At 54.9% G+C, this 18,148-nt stretch carries 18 protein-coding genes; 7 read left to right on the plus strand and 11 right to left on the minus strand.

Translation table 11 applies throughout. From position 1 onward, the window contains the following. The first annotated feature begins 42 nt into the window (after window positions 1-42). The gene (locus tag ACRBCU_RS03320; RefSeq protein ID WP_431363940.1) at window positions 43-774 is read left to right on the plus strand and encodes a metallophosphoesterase; all 732 of its coding nucleotides are present in this window, start codon (window positions 43-45) and stop codon (window positions 772-774) included. An 81-nt stretch (window positions 775-855) separates the two neighbouring features. Here ACRBCU_RS03320 and ACRBCU_RS03325 read toward each other — a convergent pair whose 3' ends face one another. The 4 genes from ACRBCU_RS03325 to smpB all read right to left on the minus strand — a co-directional run bounded on the left by ACRBCU_RS03325 (window position 856) and on the right by smpB (window position 3,862). Then, a complete protein-coding gene (locus tag ACRBCU_RS03325) occupies window positions 856-2,040 on the minus strand; it encodes an aromatic amino acid transaminase (RefSeq protein WP_431363941.1) in 1,185 nt (394 codons plus the stop codon). Beyond that, window positions 2,040-2,891, minus strand: a complete 852-nt coding sequence (sseA, locus tag ACRBCU_RS03330) for a 3-mercaptopyruvate sulfurtransferase (protein ID WP_431364004.1) — start codon at window positions 2,889-2,891, stop codon at window positions 2,040-2,042. The genes ACRBCU_RS03325 and sseA overlap by 1 nt, the downstream gene beginning before the upstream one ends. A gap of 99 nt (window positions 2,892-2,990) precedes the next feature. Continuing rightward, window positions 2,991-3,263, minus strand: coding sequence for a hypothetical protein (locus ACRBCU_RS03335; RefSeq protein WP_431363942.1), 273 nt, complete (start codon window positions 3,261-3,263; stop codon window positions 2,991-2,993). A gap of 122 nt (window positions 3,264-3,385) precedes the next feature. Then, a complete protein-coding gene (gene smpB / locus ACRBCU_RS03340) occupies window positions 3,386-3,862 on the minus strand; it encodes an SsrA-binding protein SmpB (protein WP_431363943.1) in 477 nt (158 codons plus the stop codon). Window positions 3,863-4,004: 142 nt separating this feature from the next. On the opposite strand from smpB, the gene ACRBCU_RS03345 reads away from it, so the two are divergent. The 3 genes from ACRBCU_RS03345 (at window position 4,005) to ACRBCU_RS03355 (ending at window position 7,757) form a co-directional block, all read left to right on the plus strand. Continuing rightward, window positions 4,005-5,918, plus strand: a complete 1,914-nt coding sequence (locus ACRBCU_RS03345; RefSeq protein ID WP_431363944.1) for a cation:proton antiporter — start codon at window positions 4,005-4,007, stop codon at window positions 5,916-5,918. Then, window positions 5,915-7,267, plus strand: a complete 1,353-nt coding sequence (locus ACRBCU_RS03350) for an aminotransferase class III-fold pyridoxal phosphate-dependent enzyme (RefSeq protein WP_431363945.1) — start codon at window positions 5,915-5,917, stop codon at window positions 7,265-7,267. The genes ACRBCU_RS03345 and ACRBCU_RS03350 overlap by 4 nt, the downstream gene beginning before the upstream one ends. Window positions 7,268-7,331: 64 nt before the next feature. After that, the gene (locus ACRBCU_RS03355; protein WP_431363946.1) at window positions 7,332-7,757 is read left to right on the plus strand and encodes a hypothetical protein; all 426 of its coding nucleotides are present in this window, start codon (window positions 7,332-7,334) and stop codon (window positions 7,755-7,757) included. Here the strand turns inward: ACRBCU_RS03355 and ACRBCU_RS03360 are convergent, their stop codons facing one another. Genes ACRBCU_RS03360 through ACRBCU_RS03375 form a run of 4 tightly spaced genes read right to left on the minus strand, consistent with a single transcriptional unit; the run spans window position 7,758 to window position 11,659 of the window. Further along, the gene (locus tag ACRBCU_RS03360; protein WP_431363947.1) at window positions 7,758-8,687 is read right to left on the minus strand and encodes a metal ABC transporter permease; all 930 of its coding nucleotides are present in this window, start codon (window positions 8,685-8,687) and stop codon (window positions 7,758-7,760) included. After that, a complete protein-coding gene (locus ACRBCU_RS03365; protein WP_431363948.1) occupies window positions 8,684-9,889 on the minus strand; it encodes a metal ABC transporter permease in 1,206 nt (401 codons plus the stop codon). The genes ACRBCU_RS03360 and ACRBCU_RS03365 overlap by 4 nt, the downstream gene beginning before the upstream one ends. Window positions 9,890-9,892: 3 nt before the next feature. After that, window positions 9,893-10,696: a metal ABC transporter ATP-binding protein gene (locus ACRBCU_RS03370; RefSeq protein ID WP_431363949.1), complete on the minus strand. Its 804-nt coding sequence runs from the start codon at window positions 10,694-10,696 to the stop codon at window positions 9,893-9,895. Window positions 10,697-10,699: 3 nt separating this feature from the next. Then, a complete protein-coding gene (locus tag ACRBCU_RS03375; protein ID WP_431363950.1) occupies window positions 10,700-11,659 on the minus strand; it encodes a metal ABC transporter solute-binding protein, Zn/Mn family in 960 nt (319 codons plus the stop codon). 193 nt (window positions 11,660-11,852) lie between these two features. Between ACRBCU_RS03375 and deoC the strand changes: the two genes are divergently transcribed. Together deoC and ACRBCU_RS03385 are read left to right on the plus strand one after the other, a co-directional pair. Then, complete coding sequence (gene deoC / locus ACRBCU_RS03380; protein WP_431363951.1) at window positions 11,853-12,842, plus strand: deoxyribose-phosphate aldolase; 990 nt, start codon at window positions 11,853-11,855, stop codon at window positions 12,840-12,842. Between the two features lie 10 nt (window positions 12,843-12,852). Beyond that, the gene (locus tag ACRBCU_RS03385) at window positions 12,853-15,180 is read left to right on the plus strand and encodes an aldehyde dehydrogenase family protein (RefSeq protein WP_431363952.1); all 2,328 of its coding nucleotides are present in this window, start codon (window positions 12,853-12,855) and stop codon (window positions 15,178-15,180) included. A 231-nt stretch (window positions 15,181-15,411) separates the two neighbouring features. Here the strand turns inward: ACRBCU_RS03385 and ACRBCU_RS03390 are convergent, their stop codons facing one another. Both ACRBCU_RS03390 and ACRBCU_RS03395 read right to left on the minus strand, forming a co-directional pair. Continuing rightward, window positions 15,412-15,684 carry a hypothetical protein gene (locus ACRBCU_RS03390; RefSeq protein WP_431363953.1) on the minus strand — a complete coding sequence of 91 codons (273 nt, stop codon included), beginning with the start codon at window positions 15,682-15,684 and terminating at the stop codon, window positions 15,412-15,414. Further along, window positions 15,674-15,898: a DUF1127 domain-containing protein gene (locus ACRBCU_RS03395; RefSeq protein WP_431363954.1), complete on the minus strand. Its 225-nt coding sequence runs from the start codon at window positions 15,896-15,898 to the stop codon at window positions 15,674-15,676. Before ACRBCU_RS03395 ends, ACRBCU_RS03390 begins: the two co-directional genes overlap by 11 nt. A 130-nt stretch (window positions 15,899-16,028) precedes the next feature. Between ACRBCU_RS03395 and ACRBCU_RS03400 the strand changes: the two genes are divergently transcribed. Beyond that, a complete protein-coding gene (locus ACRBCU_RS03400) occupies window positions 16,029-16,931 on the plus strand; it encodes a LysR family transcriptional regulator (protein WP_431363955.1) in 903 nt (300 codons plus the stop codon). A 78-nt stretch (window positions 16,932-17,009) separates the two neighbouring features. On the opposite strand, the gene ACRBCU_RS03405 is transcribed toward ACRBCU_RS03400, so the two are convergent. Then, window positions 17,010-18,134 carry a calcium-binding protein gene (locus ACRBCU_RS03405; RefSeq protein ID WP_431363956.1) on the minus strand — a complete coding sequence of 375 codons (1,125 nt, stop codon included), beginning with the start codon at window positions 18,132-18,134 and terminating at the stop codon, window positions 17,010-17,012. Between the last annotated feature and the right edge of the window lie 14 nt (window positions 18,135-18,148).

The raw sequence follows: 18,148 nt of genomic DNA on the forward strand, positions 1-18,148 counted from the left end.
CCGCTCTTCACGGGGCGGCCTTTCTCGTTTAGGTCTGCACTTATGACACATACAATTTATGCCATGGGCGATATTCATGGTCAGCTCGAAATGCTCGAAGACGCGCTCGCGTTGATCGAAGAAGACGGCGGCGCTGATGCCCATATCATCTTTCTAGGTGACTACGTGGATCGCGGCGCGAATAGCAAAGCAGTGATCGAACGTCTCGTACAAGGAAAAGCCGCAGGCAAGCCTTGGCGCTTTCTCAAGGGTAATCATGACCGCATGTTCGAATGGTTCATGGAGCCTGTGCCACGTCATGATCCGCATTTGCTGGTGGGCTATCATTGGCTGCATGAACGCCTTGGCGGGACAACGACGCTTGCGTCATATGGTGTAGATGTCGGTGAGCGCCGTCGTCTTTTTGCCGTGCATGAAGAAGCGCAAGTCGCCGTTCCACTTAGCCACAAACGGTTCTTGCAAGATTGCGAAGTCTCTATTTCCCAAGGCCCACTGTTCTTTTGCCACGCAGGCGTGCGTCCAGGTGTTGCGCTGATAGATCAAACGGAAGATGATCTTGTTTGGATCAGGGAAGAGTTCGGCAGCGATACGCGCGATCACGGTGCGCTTGTGGTGCATGGGCATACACCAGTCGATAAACCGCTACATGCTGGCAACCATGTTAATCTCGACACTGGTGCGGGGTATGGCAAACCACTAACTGTGGCTGTTTTTGAGGGAACGAAAATCAACGTTCTTACAAAGGCTGGTCGCCAGCCCTTAAGGCACTCCTAGCTTCTTCTCTCCGGAAGTATCCTAGGGGGTCTGGGGGACTAGTCCCCCAGCCTGTCGGCTCGGCAACGCCGAGACGAAACCCTATACGCCTACGTCAATAATCGCCTTCGCAAGGATCGGCACAGATTGCGCGTTCAAACCCGCAATATTCATGCGGCTGTCACCAACCATATAGATGCCATGCTCGGTCTTCAGCTTTTCCACCATGTCAGGCGTAGTTCCAAGACGCGAGAACATGCCGCGATGCTGTGCGAGGAAGCCAAAGCGGTCAGAGCCGCTTAGACGCTGCAATTCACCAGCGAGTTGCTCGCGCAGGCCAAGCATGCCCAACCGGACCTCTTCCAGCTCGGCTTTCCAATCCGCGCATAGCTCTGCATCACTCAGAACCATCGTCACCAAACGCGCGCCGTGATCTGGCGGGAAGGAGAAATTCTGACGGTTCAAGAAGGCCAGTGTTTGCTGGTTCAACACTTGTTGAGACGCATCCGCAGAGACGGCCATCAAGATACCTGTGCGCTCGCGATAGATACCGAAGTTCTTGGAGCAGCTCGCCGCAATCAGACACTCAGGCACGGAAGAGGCCACAAGACGCGCAGCAGCGGCGTCTTCTTCGAGACCATCGCCAAAGCCCTGATAGGCGATGTCGATCATCGGAATCGCGCCTGTTTCATTGAGCAAATCAACAACCGCCTGCCATTGCGTCAGGTTCAGGTTCGCGCCTGTCGGGTTGTGACAGCAGCCATGCAGCAACACGATATCGCCCGCTTTCACGTCTTTCAGATCAGCCATCATGCCGTCGAAATCAACGCCGCGTGTTTCCGCGTCGAAATAACGATAGGCGACATATTCCATGCCCAGATAGTCCAGAATCGATGTGTGGTTTGGCCACGTCGGGTTGGACACAAAGACGCGCGCGTTCGCGTTCGCGAGCTTCACAAGCTCAAACGCTTGGCGGATCGCGCCTGTGCCGCCGGGCGTTGCAGCCGCAGCAATAGAGCCGCGCGCAACAGATTCGCCTAACACCAAACCAATCATCGCATCAGAGAACGCGGGATCACCCGCGAGAGCGACATAAGACTTGCTGTCCTCTTGCTCCCATAGCTTCTTTTCCGCCGCCTTCACAGCGCGCATGACGGGCGTGAGACCATCAGCGTTTTTGTAGACACCCACGCCAAGGTCAATTTTGCCATCACGCGGGTCTTCGCGAAACGCCTTCACGAGCGACAGAATCGAATCGACGGGTAGCGGTTTAAAGTTCTCGAACATCATGCTTCTCCTGTTTCTATCGGCATACTTGGGACCGCGCCCCACTCTGTCCATGATCCATCGTAAACGGAGTGATCATTTTTGCCGATCCGCTCTAATGCGAGCGATAAAATACATGCGGTGATGCCAGAGCCGCAGCTTGTAATAACGGGTTTGTCCATATCGACACCTGCGTCAACGAAGGCGGCCTTCAAAGCATCAGGCTCTTTCATCGTGCCATCATCATTCAGCAAGTTTTTAAAGGGAACGTTGCGCGAACCCGGAATATGCCCCGCGCGCAATCCTTCGCGCGGCTCAGGCGCGCTGCCGGCAAACCGTTCGGCGGAACGCGCATCGACGATTTGAGGCGTGCCAAGCTTTGACGCCGCTGCAACCTGCGTTGCGTCCTTTACCATCTGGTTTTGAAAACGCACCATCATATGACGATCGCGAATAACAGGGGGCAAGTCCTCAACAGCGCGGCCCTCGGCCACCCATTTCTTTAGACCGCCATCCAGCACAGCAACATTCATCTGTCCCATCAAACGAAATAGCCACCACACACGCGGTGCGGAAAACACTCCTTCGCCGTCATAAACAACGACCTGATGGCCATCACCCACGCCCATGGCGCGCATGCGGGACATGAATTTTTCGGTACTAGGGGCCATGTGTGGCAGGCTCGAGCGGGCATCGCTAATTTCATCAATATCAAAAAAGCGCGCGCCCGGAATGTGGGCTGCATCGTATTCAGCCTTTGGGTCACGACCTTCGGACGCCATATACCAAGACGCATCAATTATGCGCAGATCGGGATCGCGCATATGCGCAGCAAGCCAATCGGTTGAAACCAATGTTGTGGGATCGTCCATTGCCATGAGAATTGCCCTCTTTTTGATACTACTTGCTTACTGCCGAGGACGCGCAGTGGCAAGCGTTGGCACCGCGCTGAGCGCGATGCCAGTAGGCTATTACTTAGCCATCATGTTCTTTACGACACCAACAATCGCCAGCACAACGCCGCCGCCGACACCGCCGCCTGCGACTTGCGTCAGGATCGAGCCGATATCCATACCGCCTGCAGCGCCGCCAGCGCCCATCATGCCGAGGATTTGACCGCCCAAGCCACCGCCAACGATGCCAGAGATTGAGTTGATAAGCGTACCTTGGTTCAGGTTCTTCAAGACACCGCCAGCAACGTTGCCGCCAACTGCACCCGAAATAAGACCAATCAAGAGTTCCATAGTATTCCTTCCCGTCGGGCCAGATTATCGCAGCGCATATGCGGCCCACCTTATGCGCAGGGCGAACGTTAACTGCATTTGCGACATTCTGTCATGGGGAAAGGATGGGAAAACTCCCCGTTTTACTCGCCGTGGCGTAGCAAGCGCTGTTTCTGACGACCCCAATCCCGTTTGGCATCGCTCGCGCGTTTGTCGTGGTTCTGCTTACCTTTGGCGATGCCGATCTTCAGTTTCACAAAGCCCTTGTGATTGAAGTAAAGCACCAGCGGCACCAGCGTCATGCCCTTGCGTTGGGTGTCAGCCCACATGCGCGATAGCTCTTTTTTCGAGGCGAGCAATTTGCGGCGGCGCTTTTCTTCGTGCCCCCAGGTCTTCGCGGCCTCGTAAGGTGCGATATAGCTGTTCACCAGCCATAGCTCGCCATCTTTCACTTCAGCATAACTCTCGGCAATGTTTGCTGAATTCACACGAAGCGATTTGACTTCAGAGCCTTGCAGAATGATCCCGCATTCAATGTCATCCTGAATCGCATAGTCATAGCGCGCGCGCCGATTCTCGGCGATCACCTTGTAATTCGGATTGTCCTTGGGCTTGGCCATGCTCGTCGCGTCTTTCTCAGTCTGAGCGTTCTACATAAGACGTTCCGCGGTCCACTCCAAGGCCAATTGAGAAATGTCTCTGGACTTGTCGCGCTCGCCTGCGCAGTGTCATTGCGAAACATCTAAATGGTAAGCAGCTTTCATGACCGATTTCCTTCTCCTCGCTTTCATCTTCCTCTGTGCTGGGGTCATCGCCGTTCCAATTGCTTCGCGGCTTGGGCTTGGCTCTGTGCTTGGCTATCTGATCGCTGGCATTGTCATCAGCCCGATCCTTGCGCTGATGCATGTTGACGTTATCGCCATTCAGCATTTCGCGGAATTTGGCGTGGTGATGATGCTCTTCCTTGTGGGGCTGGAGTTGGAGCCAAAGATGCTCTGGGCGATGCGCGCCAAGCTCTTGGGGCTCGGTGGTGGTCAGGTTGGTTTGACGACCGTTATTGTCATGGGGCTTTGCATGGCGTTTGGGCAACCCTGGTCTATCGCGCTGGCGATTGGTCTGGTTATGGCGCTGTCTTCAACGGCGATCGTTTTGCAGACGTTGAACGAAAAGGGGTTGATGAAATCCGACGGCGGGCAATCCAGCTTTTCGGTTTTGCTGACCCAAGATATCGCAGTTATCCCGATGCTCGCGTTGCTGCCGCTGCTGGCCATGCCAGAACTGATGGACGTGGCAAGTGATGCTGCACATGGCGCGGCGGATCATGGTGCGGATAGCCATGCGGATGACGGCGATCATGGCTCTGGCCTCAGCCTCGTTGACGGCCTCAGTGGATGGCAAACCATGCTGGTCACGGTGGGTGCTGTCGCGGCTGTGATCCTCGGTGGTAGCTTCCTGACCGCGCCGATCTTTCGCTTTATCGCTGGCGCAGGTCTGCGCGAACTCTTTGTCGCTGGCGCGCTGCTGATCGTGATTGGCATTGCTCTGCTTATGTCGCTTGTGGGCCTGTCCCCTGCGCTTGGCACGTTCATCGCGGGCGTTGTTCTTGCCAATAGCGCTTATCGGCATGAACTCGAAAGCGACATTGATCCGTTCCGTGGCCTGCTCTTGGGTCTGTTTTTCATGAGCGTCGGCGCAGGCATCAACTTTGCCTTGCTCTTTGAAAACATCGGCTCAATCGTAGGGATGACGCTGGGCCTGATCGCGGTCAAAGCCTTCGTGCTTCTCCTCCTTGCGCGTATCTTCAAACTTGAGGGCGGAGACAAATGGCTCTTTGGTCTTGGCCTCGCACAAGCGGGTGAGTTTGGCTTTGTGCTGCTGTCCTTTGCGGTTGCGGGCGACATCATTCCGAGCAGCACAGCGGATATCCTGCTGCTTGTCGTTGCCCTGTCGATGTTACTGACACCCGCGTTATTCATCATCTATGACAAGGTCATTGCCCCGCGGTACACCAACGAAGAATCGCGAGAAGCCGATGAAATCCATGAGACCTCGAATATCATTGTAGCAGGTCACGGTCGCGTTGGCGGCATGGTTGCTCGTGTCTTGCGCGCTGCGGGTCATACACCGACTGTCATCGACTATTCTTCTGCGCAGCTCGATATGTTGGAAAAATTCGGGGTGAAAGCCTACTTTGGCGACGCTTCCCGTCCTGACCTGCTCCATGCCGCAGGCATCCATGAAGCGAAACTGATCGTCATCGCGATTGATAACAAAGAACAAATCTCTGAGATGGTTCACTACATTCACACCAACCATCCGAACGTGCATATTATGGCACGCGCACTTGATCGCAATCATGTCTATGAACTCTACGCAGCAGGCTGCCGCGATATCATTCGCGAAACTTACGACAGCTCACTGCGCATGGCGCGCTCTGCGTTTGAGGCATTGGGTATAGAATCGGACAAAGCCAGCGACATGGTCAAAGTCTTCGACGAATCCGATCGCGCTGGCATGATTGAGGTTGCAGATACTTATGACGTAAATATCAACCCATTCGAGAACGAGGCTTTCATGACCAAAGTTCGAGAGGTCGCGCCGCGCCGTGAGGCGGAGGTCAGAGAACAGATGGAACAGATATTGAAACGCAATTCCAAGGGCGATGAACAGCTATGAAAGACGACAATTTCCTGCGCGAAAACAACGCGCGCCACATGTGGCACCCAATGGGTCATCCCGCTGATAGCCAAGCGAATCCGCCTGCGATTATCGCCAAGGCAGAGGGCGTGCATATCGAGGACTTGGATGGTCACAAAACCGTCGATGCCGTGGGCGGCCTTTGGTGTGTGAACCTTGGATACTCCAACGATGTGGTGAAGGATGCGATCGCCAAGCAGCTCTATGATCTGCCCTATTATTCCGCCTTTGCTGGCACCTCCAATCCACCTGCGATTGAGGCCTCCTATGCGGTGCGCGAGTTCTTTGAACCTGACGGCATGGCGCGTGTGTTCTTTACCTCTGGCGGTTCGGACAGTGTTGAGACCTGCCTGCGTCTTGCGCGCCAGTATCACCGTCTGCGCGGTGAGCCGACACGCACCAAGTTTATCTCGCTCAAGAAGGGCTATCACGGCACGCATTTCGGCGGTGCCTCGGTGAACGGCAACAACCGTTTTCGCATCAATTACGAACCGCTCCTGCCGGGCTGTTATCACCTGCCGAGCCCCTATCCCTACCGCAATCCGTTCAATGAAACTGACCCCGCGCAACTGGCACAGAACATCGCTGCGGCCTTTGAGGACGAGATCCAGTTCCAAGGCGCAAACACCATTGCTGCCTTTATCATGGAGCCGATCCAAGGCGCGGGTGGTGTGATCGTGCCCGACGCCAGCTTTATGGGTCTCATGCGCGAGATATGTGATCGTCACGGCATTCTGATGATCTCTGACGAGGTAATCACAGGCTTTGGGCGCACAGGCAGCTGGTCCGGCGCGCGTCATTGGGGTGTGCAGCCTGATATGATGAGCACCGCCAAAGGCATCACGTCGGGCTACTTCCCCGTGGGCGCAGCGATGTTCAACGAAAAGGTCGCGGATGTGTTCGAGAACAGCGATCCTGCCGAGGGCGGAATCTATCACGGCTATACCTATTCCGCGCATCCCGTTGGCGCGGCAGCGGTCACGGCCTGCCTTGCTGAAACCCAGCGCCTTGATCTGAAAACCAACGCAGCGGCGCGTGGTACTCAGTTGTTCAAGGGACTGCAAGCGCTGGCCGACAAACACGACATTATCGGTGATGTGCGCGGCGGCGAAGGCCTGATGGTAGGCTTTGAAATGGTCACGGATCGCGCGGCGAAAACGCCTGTTGATCCTGCGACCGTCAAACGCATTCAGCAAACGACCTACGAGGCTGGCGCAATGGTGCGTATGGGGCCACCAAATATCCTCATGTCACCCCCGCTGACGATCTCTGAGGCAGAGGTGCAGGTCATTCTGGATGCATTGGATGCGGGGCTTTCCGCCGCTTAGGCGCAACCTGCTTGACGTTAGACAAGAGAGGCTCCTAGGTTGGGAACATCTTGGGAGCCTTTTGATGAAACACCTTTTTTCTAGCGTATTGGTCGCTGCATTTTCTCTGACTCTGCCGAATATTGCTGACGCGAAAGAGTTTAAATACAACTGGAAACGTACCATTTCATCCGGTGCGTTTGATCAAGAGACATTTTTCCATTGGACCAAGATGGGCGCTGATGGAATTTGCCGTCAGGATACGTCATTTACAATCGACGCAAAGAAAAAGCCCAAGAAAGGCACTGTACAGTGGTTCTGGGTTTCCAAAGTGCTGCCTTCGGGCGAATGCGCGGGCAACCTCGTGAGTGGGTATCAGATTGTTTACACCCCGAAACGCAAGCCAAAGAAAGACGAAGTCGTTCTAATGGTACGTGGACTTGATCGCCTAGATGAGGGGCGTGTGGATGTGGACAAAGCGCGCATCGAGATAAAGATCAGGAAGCGCTAGTTAACCTTCCGCAGGACTTCCGCTGCGTGTTCTGCAAGGGCCGAACAGGGCGGTTAGCGCAAGAATAATACCTGAAACGGCGGCAATCATGCCAGCCGCGCTAACCGAGTTGTCTGCTCCGATCCAAAGCGGGCCATATCCTGCAAAGACATAGCCAAACACCGCAGAAAGCGTGGCAAATAGAATGCTCCACATGACTTGCACGCCGAGCGAATTGGTCATCAATCGCGCGGCCGCTGGTGGGCAAATGAACATGGCGATCACGATAATCGAGCCAACGGCATCAAAGGCTGCTACGGCTGCCAGTGCAGCGACAATGACCAGTGCAAACCCCAATGGCCCCGTTCGAATGCCAACGCTTTGTGCGAAGCCCTCATCAAAGGTTGATAGCTTCAAAGGGCGCCAGAAAATCCACGTAAACACTGCAACAACCAGCAAAACTGCGAAAAGGCGGGGCAATTCTACTGGCAAGTAAGCCAAAGCTTCGATGTCCAAGACAGACGCCCATCCAGTTGCATCAAGCCATATCAGGCTTTCAAGGTTTCCAAACAAGGCGTGTTCTACGTCCAGATGCACAGTGCTGGTGTCAGATTGCTCCAGCAACAAAACACCACCCGCAAACATGGCGGTGAAAGTGACGCCCATTGCTGCACCCGGCTCAATCCTGCCGAGGCGACGGATTGCTTCTATCATGATCACAGCAAAGACAGCTGCAGCAGCTGCGCCAAGCATCATTGGTACGGCCGCAACGACCCCCGTAATCAAAAAGGCAACCACGATACCCGGCAAAACAACATGGCTGATCGCATCGCCAATCAAGGCTTGTCGGCGCAGCAACAAAAAATTTCCGGGCAAGGCGCAAGCAATAGCGGCGAGGATGCCGATAAGCATTGGCGTTAAGGACAGCGCTACAAATTCTTCTCCCATCACGCTGGCACCCCCTTGGGAGCGCCAATGAGACGATCAAGCTCTTGAATTTGATCTTTGGTCAGAACGCTCTCGATTTCGGTGAGCCCGTCATAAAAGGTCGCCGCCAGAGCAAACTCTTCTCTTGATCGCGCCATTTGCCAGCGGGTTTCATCGCGTAGCGCTTTTGCGGCGCTCGCCTTTCCGTCTGAGGTTGCGACTCCGTCAGCGCGCGCTAACCCCGCGCGTTGAAGAAGTCGAAGCGTCAGTTTCTCGTAAATTGGTTGTCCCTGCGCGAGCGCAAGTAAACCTTGCCGTACATGCACGCGCTTTTGAAATGAAAGATGCTTCAGAACTGCGGCCAATACGCCCCTTGCAGGCGCGAACAGAAGCGACAGAACAAACATCGCAAATAGCACCAACACAATGACGGGGCCGGTCGGTAGGGCAGGCGCGATAGCCGACAGCGCTGCGCCGATGTAGCCAGCAATGCCGCCAACCACGCCAGCGACCCAAAGAACCCCTGTTACCCTTTCGCTCCAGAACCGTGCTGTCACAGGAGGAATGATAAGCAGGGCGACAATGAGAATGAGACCTACAATTTTAAGCCCTACAACGGTGATCGCCATAACAAGGCCCATCATAATCAGATCAAGCCGCGGCACATTTAGCCCACTGGATGCTGCGAATTCAGGGTCAAATGCGACCGCGCTTAGGGGTCTGCGAAACGCGACTACCGCGCCAAGCACAGCCGCGCCGCCTAAGGCGATGAGCAGTGCATCAGAGAAAAGCATACCAGCGGTCGAGCCGAGCAAGAACCCTTCAAGACCAGCCTGACGTCCCTCACTCATTGATTGGATAAACGTAAGCAGAACGATGCCAATGCCGAAGAAAACCGACAAAACCGCTCCGATGGCAGCATCTTCCGCGAGGCGGGTCCGCCGTGTCAAAAAGCCGATGCATAAAAGCCCGATCCACGCTGATGCGGCTGAGCCCAGCATCAAGCCGATCAAGCTACGCCCATCGCCTCCCATCGCCACCATAATGATAAACGCAACACCAACGCCGGGAAGGGTGGCATGGGAAATGGCATCACTCACCAGCGCGCGTTTGCGCAAGAATAAGAAAGTGCCAGTTACGCCCGCAGCGATGCCAAGCAACATCGCGCCAAGCGTAACAAGCGTGGCGTTATAGCCGAGCTGAAGCGTCAGAGCTTCCCAAAGCATAGATTACGCACCCACAGCCGCTTGGCCGAGCTGACCCGTTGCAAGACGACCGCCGTAAGCCTCCTGTAGAGTTTTCGGGGTGAAAGCCTCTTTAACCGTTCCTTCGGCAACGCGGGTCGTGTTGATGATGAAAACGCGGTTGAAATAATCGGGAACAGTGCTGAGATCGTGATGCACCGCAACGACGGTTTTGCCGCTTTCGCGCAGGCTTTGCAGCACGTCGATGATTGCCTTTTCTGTTGCTGCGTCAACGCCCGCGAAAGGCTCGTCCAACAAATAAAGATCTGCGTTTTGCGCAAGCGCACGCGCCAGGAAAACGCGCTGTTGCTGACCACCAGAAAGCTGACCAATTTGGCGGTTTGCGAAATCCTGCATGCCAACGCGCGTAAGGCACTCCATTGCTTTGGCTTTATGCGTGCCTCGGAGGCGTCCGAGCAATCCAAGCTCGCGGTAAAGGCCCATCAATACCACGTCCAGAACACGCGTCGGAAAGTCCCAATCAACGCTCGCGCGCTGCGGGACATAAGCAATTCGTGCGCGGGCGTCTTCAACAGGTTGTCCAAAAACCTGTGCCGAGCCTGCAAGGGGTTTGATTACACCTAGTGCTGCCTTTAGTAGCGTAGATTTTCCTGCACCGTTTGGACCAATAATTGCGGTCATGGAGCCAGAAGGAACTGTCATATCAACAGAGAATACCGCAGGCTTTTGACCGTAGCTTACCGTCATGCCACGGATCGCGAGCGCTGCTTCAGCGCTGTCCTCAATCAACAGTGTTCCATTCGATGTCGCCAGTTCAATCGGTGTCATTGCTTAGCTCCCTACCGCGAGATTGCCGTTCAAGCCACGCTCAGGCGTTTTGCCACCAAGAGCGCGCGCAATCGTTGTGATGTTATGGTCAATCATGCCGATGTAGCTTGCTTCATAAGTGCCATCTTCGCCCATCGCGTCGGAGAACAATTCGCCACCAATCGCGACGGTATGATTCTGTGCGGCGGCACCTTCAATTAGCGCACGGATGTTGCGATCAGAGACCGAACTTTCCACAAAAGCCGCAGCGATTTTGCGCTCTACCAGCATATCAACCAGCGAAGAAATGCGATTGAGGCCAGCTTCGCTTTCCGTAGAAATTCCTTGAATACCGATCACTTCGTAACCGAATTCGCGCCCGAAATAACCAAATGCGTCATGCGCTGTTAGCAATACCCGCGCGGCTTCGGGTACGGTTGCGAGCGTCGTCTCACCATAGGCTTGAAGTGCATCAAGCTCGGCTTCAAATCGAGCGAGGTTTGCTGTGAACGTCTTAGCCAATGCGGGGCGCGCATCGCTCATTGCTTTGGCGATAGAATGCGCCACCTCGCGCCAAAGGTTTGGCACCATCCAAACATGAGGATCAAAGCGACCGTCGTAGTCCGCGTGTGAAATTAAGCTCTCGCGAGGCATAGCCTCAGCAACGGGGATAGAAGCACGGCGACGGCCAAGTTTTACCAAGAATTCTTCCATTTGGGCTTCTAAATAGAGCCCGTGCCAAAGCACCAAATCCGTGCGCGTCATTGCTGCGATATCACTACGGGTTTGACGATAAGCATGCGGATCGACGCCTGGGCCCATCAATGCTTGGACCTCAACGTGATTGCCGCCGATCTGCCGGGCAGTGTCAGCAATCATGCCTGTCGTCGCAACAATGTTGAGTTTGTCTGATGCCGATGCAAATTGCGGCGCGAGTGCGCTGGCCACAGTTGCTACAAGAAATTTGCGACGGTCAAAGGTCATGGAATCTCCAAATGTTAGTTTGAATATGAGAGTCATTCGCAAAAAGTCAATGCAATTGCGAATTATTCGCAACTCAGTCGCCATTTCCTGATCAAATGGTCAAAAAATAGACAGCAATTCGGTCCGATCGCTTGCCAAGGACCCCATCACATGGGACAGATTGGCGAACAATGCCCCTTGGCTGGAGAGCCTTATGTCTGTGCTAACTGATCAAAAAACACCGCATCTGCCCCAGACGGTGGAACCTCGAAATCCGGGGATGGAGCTTGATCTAAGCTGGGTGCGCTCGGTTCAGGCCAATACCTCAGCGATTGAACGGCGCGCGAAAACGCTGCCCGGTCGGCGGAGCGTTAAGAAGGAATACCAAGCTGCATGGCTCTTGCGCGCGATCCAGTGCATCGACCTGACCACGCTATCAGGTGATGACACCGCCGAGCGCGTGCGCCGTCTCTGCGCTAAGGCGCGGACCCCTTTGCGCGCTGATATTGCGGAACAGCTGGGCATCGAAGGCCTGCACACAGGCGCAATCTGCGTTTACCATGATATGGTCGAAACCGCCGTCGAAGCGCTCGCTGGTTCGGGCATTCCTGTCGCCGCTGTGTCTACGGGCTTTCCTGCGGGTCTCTCCCCCTTCCATCTGCGTATCGCCGAGATCGAAGAAAGCGTGAAAGCAGGCGCTGCCGAGATCGACATCGTTATTTCCCGCCGCCACGTCCTGTCTGGCGATTGGCAAGCGCTCTATGATGAAATGCGCGCCTTCCGTGCTGCTTGCGGTGATGCGCATGTCAAAGCGATCCTTGCCACGGGCGAGCTTGGCACATTGCGCAACGTCGCGCGGGCTTCGCTGATATGCATGATGGCGGGTGCTGATTTCATCAAGACCTCGACAGGTAAAGAGAGTGTCAATGCGACGCTTCCCGTTAGCTTGGTCATGATCCGCGCGATCCGCGATTATTACGAGCGAACAGGTTTCCGCGTCGGCTACAAGCCTGCTGGCGGTATCTCAAAAGCCAAGGACGCACTGGTCTATCTCGCGCTAATGAAGGACGAGCTTGGTGATCGCTGGCTGCAACCCGACCTTTTCCGCTTTGGCGCATCGTCCTTGCTCAACGACATCGAACGCCAGTTAGAACACCACGTTACAGGCGCATATTCCGCCAGCTATCGTCACGCGCTGGCGTAAGGAGAACACCATGACAATTTCCGAGCGTTTGGACAAAATGGACTACGGCCCCGCCCCTGAGGATGCGAGCGACGCGCTGGCATGGCTGGTCGATCAAGGCGACGAATTCGGCCACTTCATCGATGGTGCTTTCACCACGCCCACCGATGATTTCCAAAGCAAGAATCCCGCGACTGGTGAGGTGCTGGCGAACCTGTCCCAAGCCACGCAAGCGGACGTCGATGCGGCTGTTACAGCGGCGCGCAAAGCGCAGGGAAAATGGGCCAAGCTCGGCGGCGCTGGCCGTGCGCGCTACCTCTATGCGATTGCGCGCTTGATCCAGAAACACTCACGCCTGTTCGCGGTTCTGGAAACGCTCGACAACGGCAAACCGATCCGCGAGAGCCGCGACATCGATATCCCGCAGGTGCAGCGCTATTTCTACTATCACGCTGGCTTGGCGCAGTTGATGGACGACGAGATGCCCGATCGCGAGGCGCTGGGCGTATGCGGTCAAATCATCCCGTGGAATTTCCCGCTTCTCATGCTGTCCTGGAAAGTCGCGCCCGCGCTTGCGATGGGTAACACGGTTGTCCTGAAGCCCGCTGAATACACATCCCTCACCGCGCTTTTGTTTGCTGACATTTGCCGTCAGGCTGGCCTGCCAAAGGGCGTCGTGAACATTGTCACTGGCGACGGTACTGTTGGTGAAATGATCGTCAATTCCGACGTGGACAAGATCGCCTTCACTGGCTCGACCTCGGTTGGGCGTCGCATCCGCGAAGCGACCGCTGGATCGGGCAAAGCGTTGACTTTGGAATTGGGCGGCAAATCCCCCTACATCGTCTTTGATGACGCTGATCTCGATAGCGCTGTAGAAGGGCTGGTCGATGCGATTTGGTTCAATCAGGGCCAAGTGTGCTGCGCTGGCTCTCGCCTCTTGGTTCAGGAAAGCATCGCAGAGCGGTTCTACACCAAATTGCGCGCACGTATGGACGGTCTGCGCATGGGCAACCCGCAGGATAAATGCATCGATGTTGGTGCCATTGTTGATCCTGTGCAGCTTGCCGAGATCACTAAGTTGGTCGGCGAGAATACCGAAGGTCAGATGCACCAAGCCACCTGCGACATGCCCGAGGGTGGCTGTTTCTACCCGCCTACTTTGATCACGGGCCTCTCCCCTTCTGCGAAGCTGATGCAGGAAGAAATCTTTGGCCCCGTCCTTTGTGCTATGACCTTCCGCACCCCTGCCGAGGCTGTGCAGCTTGCCAACAACACGCGCTACGGTTTAGCGGCGACGCTCTGGACGGAGAACGTCAACCTCGCCCTCGATATCGCACCGCAACTGGTCGCCGGCGTCGTTTGGGTGAACGCGACGAACCTCTTTGACGCCTCCGCGCCCTTTGGCGGCGTGCGTGAAAGCGGCTTTGGGCGCGAAGGTGGCTGGGAGGGCCTTGCCGCCTACACCAAGCCCAAAGCGAAACGCAAAGCGCTGGCCAAGATCGAGGCCTTCACTGGCAGCGACGCAAACACAGACCCAATTGATCGCACTGCCAAGCTCTATATCGGTGGCAAGCAGGCGCGCCCTGATGGCGGTTACTCAAAAGGTATCTATTCAAGGCAAGGCGCGAAACTCGGTGATATCTCGCTCGCCAATCGCAAGGATATCCGCAACGCTGTAGAGGCGGCGCAGGGCGCGAAAGGCTGGTCCAAAACCACAGGTCATTTGCGCGCGCAGATCCTTTATTACATGGCCGAAAACCTTTCAGCCCGCGCGGACGAATTCGCCGCCCGCATCAACGCAATGACAGGTAAGCGTAACGGCAAGGCCGAGGTCGACGGCGCGCTCAACGCGCTCTTCACCTATGCGGCTTGGGCCGACAAATGGGACGGCTCCGCGCGCGGTGTTCCGATCCGCGGCATTGCCTTGGCGATGAATGAACCTGTCGGCACTATTGGCGCGCTCTGCGCAGATGAATCGCCTTTGCTGGGCCTTACTCACGCGATGGGTGCGAGCATGGCGCTGGGCAACCGCTGCGTGCTGGTCGCGAGCGAGCCTTTCCCATTGGCTGCGACAGATTTTATCCAAATTCTGGAAACCTCCGACGTCCCCGCTGGTGTGGTTAACATCCTCACGGGAAGCCATACGGACCTCGCACCGCACCTTGCCGCGCACAATGATCTTGACGCGCTTTGGAGCTTTTCCTCGTCGGATGTTTCAAAAGTTATCGAAGCGAAATCAACTGGAAATCTCAAACGAACTTGGGTGAATAACGCTCAGTTGTCTGATCTTAAACCGCGCAACTATTTGAGTGCTGCGTGCGAAACAAAGACGATCTGGGTGCCTTACGGCGAGTGAACAACTAAGCGAGCAATGGTGATGCTTCGCGTTTTAAAAACATGAGTTAACGCTGAAAATAGTAAAGACCAGCACCCCGGGAGGAGGAGGGGATGCTGGTCTCTTGCATTGGCGGTCCCTGTTGAAATTAACGCCGCTGCTTATGTTGGAAGACTCTGGGAGGAGAAAGATCCAACATTTTCTGTATGCACTAAAGCGAGGCTTCGCTTTCAGTTCACATATTGTTTTGTTCTATTCGCCTTTCGCCATGAGGCGCTTTGCGTATTCCGGGATGCCTTCGCGTGTGATGCCGATATGCGTTAGTTCTTGATCGCTCATGGTTGAAAGCGTGGACAACATTCGTGCAACTTGAAGGTTGTGAACGAACTTTGCTGCCGAAGCCTTAAACCGCTTTGCAAAAGTCAGAGCCTTGCTCGGGAACCCATCTAAAAACCGAGTGGGCGTATCAGTTGCAAGAGCGGGTTGGTTTATCCCAATCGGATCGGCGTGTGAGCTAGCAGTCATTTGCAGCCTCCATAGCAATTCGTTTCAGAGACGCGCGGTGCAGGCCCAAATCTCTTAGGTCGCGATCGCTGAGACCTGCGAGTTCAGAGTAGGTTTGGCGAAACAGTTTCCGACGCGCACGCGCCTTGCGGAGTTCATCCAACGTGTGATGAACAAATGTGCGGCTCGCATCAAAAGCGACGTCGAGCACACTGTTTAGTCGTGTAGAAACCATGTTAGTACCTCGTGTCTTGCTGCATTGCAGAATTTATGCTGCAATGCAGAAGTACGATTAAACGGTAGCGCTCACAATTGAGCAATTTGGCATAGGCCCCGTGCCAATTTGGAACAGCAAGGTTTTGACCATGGATATGTCATCGCAGATGTTAATCTTCGCAAATGTCGTTGAACAAGGAAGCATCTCTGCAGCTGCGCGAAAGATGGGCCAGACACCCTCAGCGGTTAGTAAGCAAATCAGCCTGCTTGAAGATCAAGTGCATTATCGCCTTTTGAACCGGACCAGAACGGGTGTCCTTCCGACCCATGAAGGACAGGAGTTTTACGACAAATGCAGGGCTATGGCTGAGAAGTTTAGGGAAGCAGAAGCGCATATATTGAATTTAGACGGCGTTCCACGCGGCAAATTGAAAGTCGCTTCCAGCGTCGCATTTGGCAAAGCTCAGCTCATTCCGTTGCTCCCTAAGTTTTTGGAGGAATTCCCAGAAATCCAAGTATCGTTGGACCTGACAGATCGGGACGTTGATCTGCAAGGCGAGGGTTTTGATGCGGCTATCGGATTTGCAGAACAACGCCGCGATCCTGATATTGTTGCCCGCAGCATCATGCAAAGCCAGCGCGCATTGTGTGCATCCCCTGAGTACCTAGAACGCCATGGCAGGCCGAATAGTTTTGAAGAGCTTGCTGATCACAACTGCCTGCGCATTGCGGGCAATAGCCGTCGAAATGCCTGGGGCAACACAGACGATAACTTCACTCAGAATTTTGAAATCGAAGGGAACTTTGAAGGCAATAGCACCGATGTGGTTTTTCGGGCGGCGCTGGCGGGTATCGGGATCGCGCGGTTGCCTCGCTATATGACTGATCGGAAGTTTGAGTCTGGCGAGCTTGTCCATGTCATTCCGAATTATGCGCCGCCTAGTACGAGTATCGCTGTAATGTTTGCCGAACGTCGCAACCTCGCGCCGAAAATACGTGTTTTTGTAGACTTCTTGGTCGCGCAATTTAGCAATGCTGCTCGACCCATGTGACAGGTTTTTTAAAAGCGCCATCGCTTCGAAGAGCCGCTAGCGGGTCAAGCTCAGCGCTGTCAGCTAAAGAAAAGCGCGTTAAACGCCAACGATATTGATATCTGAGGCCTCTATCTGCCCCGTTGTATTGCGCGCGATTGCGGCAATCTCGCCATCCAGCAGAATCTCAGTTCTAAATGCACCTGCGTGAACAGTGACTAATGGTGCCGGGCCACTCCCATCATACACTACAGTAATCTGGTCGCTTCCTGGCTCGTAGTCCTCAATGATTGCAAAATCGCCGTCTTGTGACGCGTCCAACAGGAATAGATCAGCGCCGCCGCCACCTGTTCCGCTATCGCCTGCTTCGAGAAACAACAAATCATCCCCTTGTCCACCGTCGAGGGTGTCCGCGTGCTGATCAACGACAACTTCGGACAGGATCGCAGGGTCGACAGAGTCGAATGCTGGCTGAGCAAGGATTTCTTCTGCGGTTCCATTCAGGATAATACTAGGGTTTGTTTCGTTGGTAATTCGAATGGCGTTAACGACCTCGCCCGTGACATTTGCGGTGCCAAAACCGAGCCCAAGCAAATCGGACGAACCGCCGAACAATGCATCTACGCCATCGCCTCCGTGCAGGCTGTCTGCGCCTTCGCCGCCAGTAAGGATATCGTCGCCTGCGCCACCGTTGGCGGAATCATCGCCCGCACCACCCAGCAAGACATCGATGCCCTCTCCGCCCAATAGGGTGTCATCGTGATCGCCCCCATCAAGAACGTCTCCACCATCGCCACCTTCGAGAAGGTCAGCCTCGCTGCGACCAAAGATGTAATCAACGCCACGTTCACCGAGGAGAGTGTCTGAACCTTCACCACCATCCAATAGGTCATTGCCGTCTTCGCCATTCAAGACATCGTCGCCCGTTTCCCCAAACAACCCGTCATCGCCAGCGCCGCCAAAGAGGTGATCATCTCCGTTTTCGCCAAGAACAATGTCGTTTCCACCTAATGCGTAAACTGTATCATTTCCTCCTTGGGCGTCGATTATGTCGTCGCCAGACGTGCCTGAAATGACGTTGGTTGTAGGAGAAGTGGTCAAATCTTCAGCGTCGTCACTTGCCTCTTCTGGGACGTCGTCAGTCTCTTGTTCGTCGTCATCGCCACCGCCGAAATCCACCAATAGAAGACCTAAAAGAAGCGGAATAACCAACAATGCAATCATAAAAATGCCCCAAA

It is taken from the genome of Planktotalea sp., from assembly GCF_050633725.1.
Classification (GTDB): Bacteria; Pseudomonadota; Alphaproteobacteria; order Rhodobacterales; family Rhodobacteraceae; genus Planktotalea.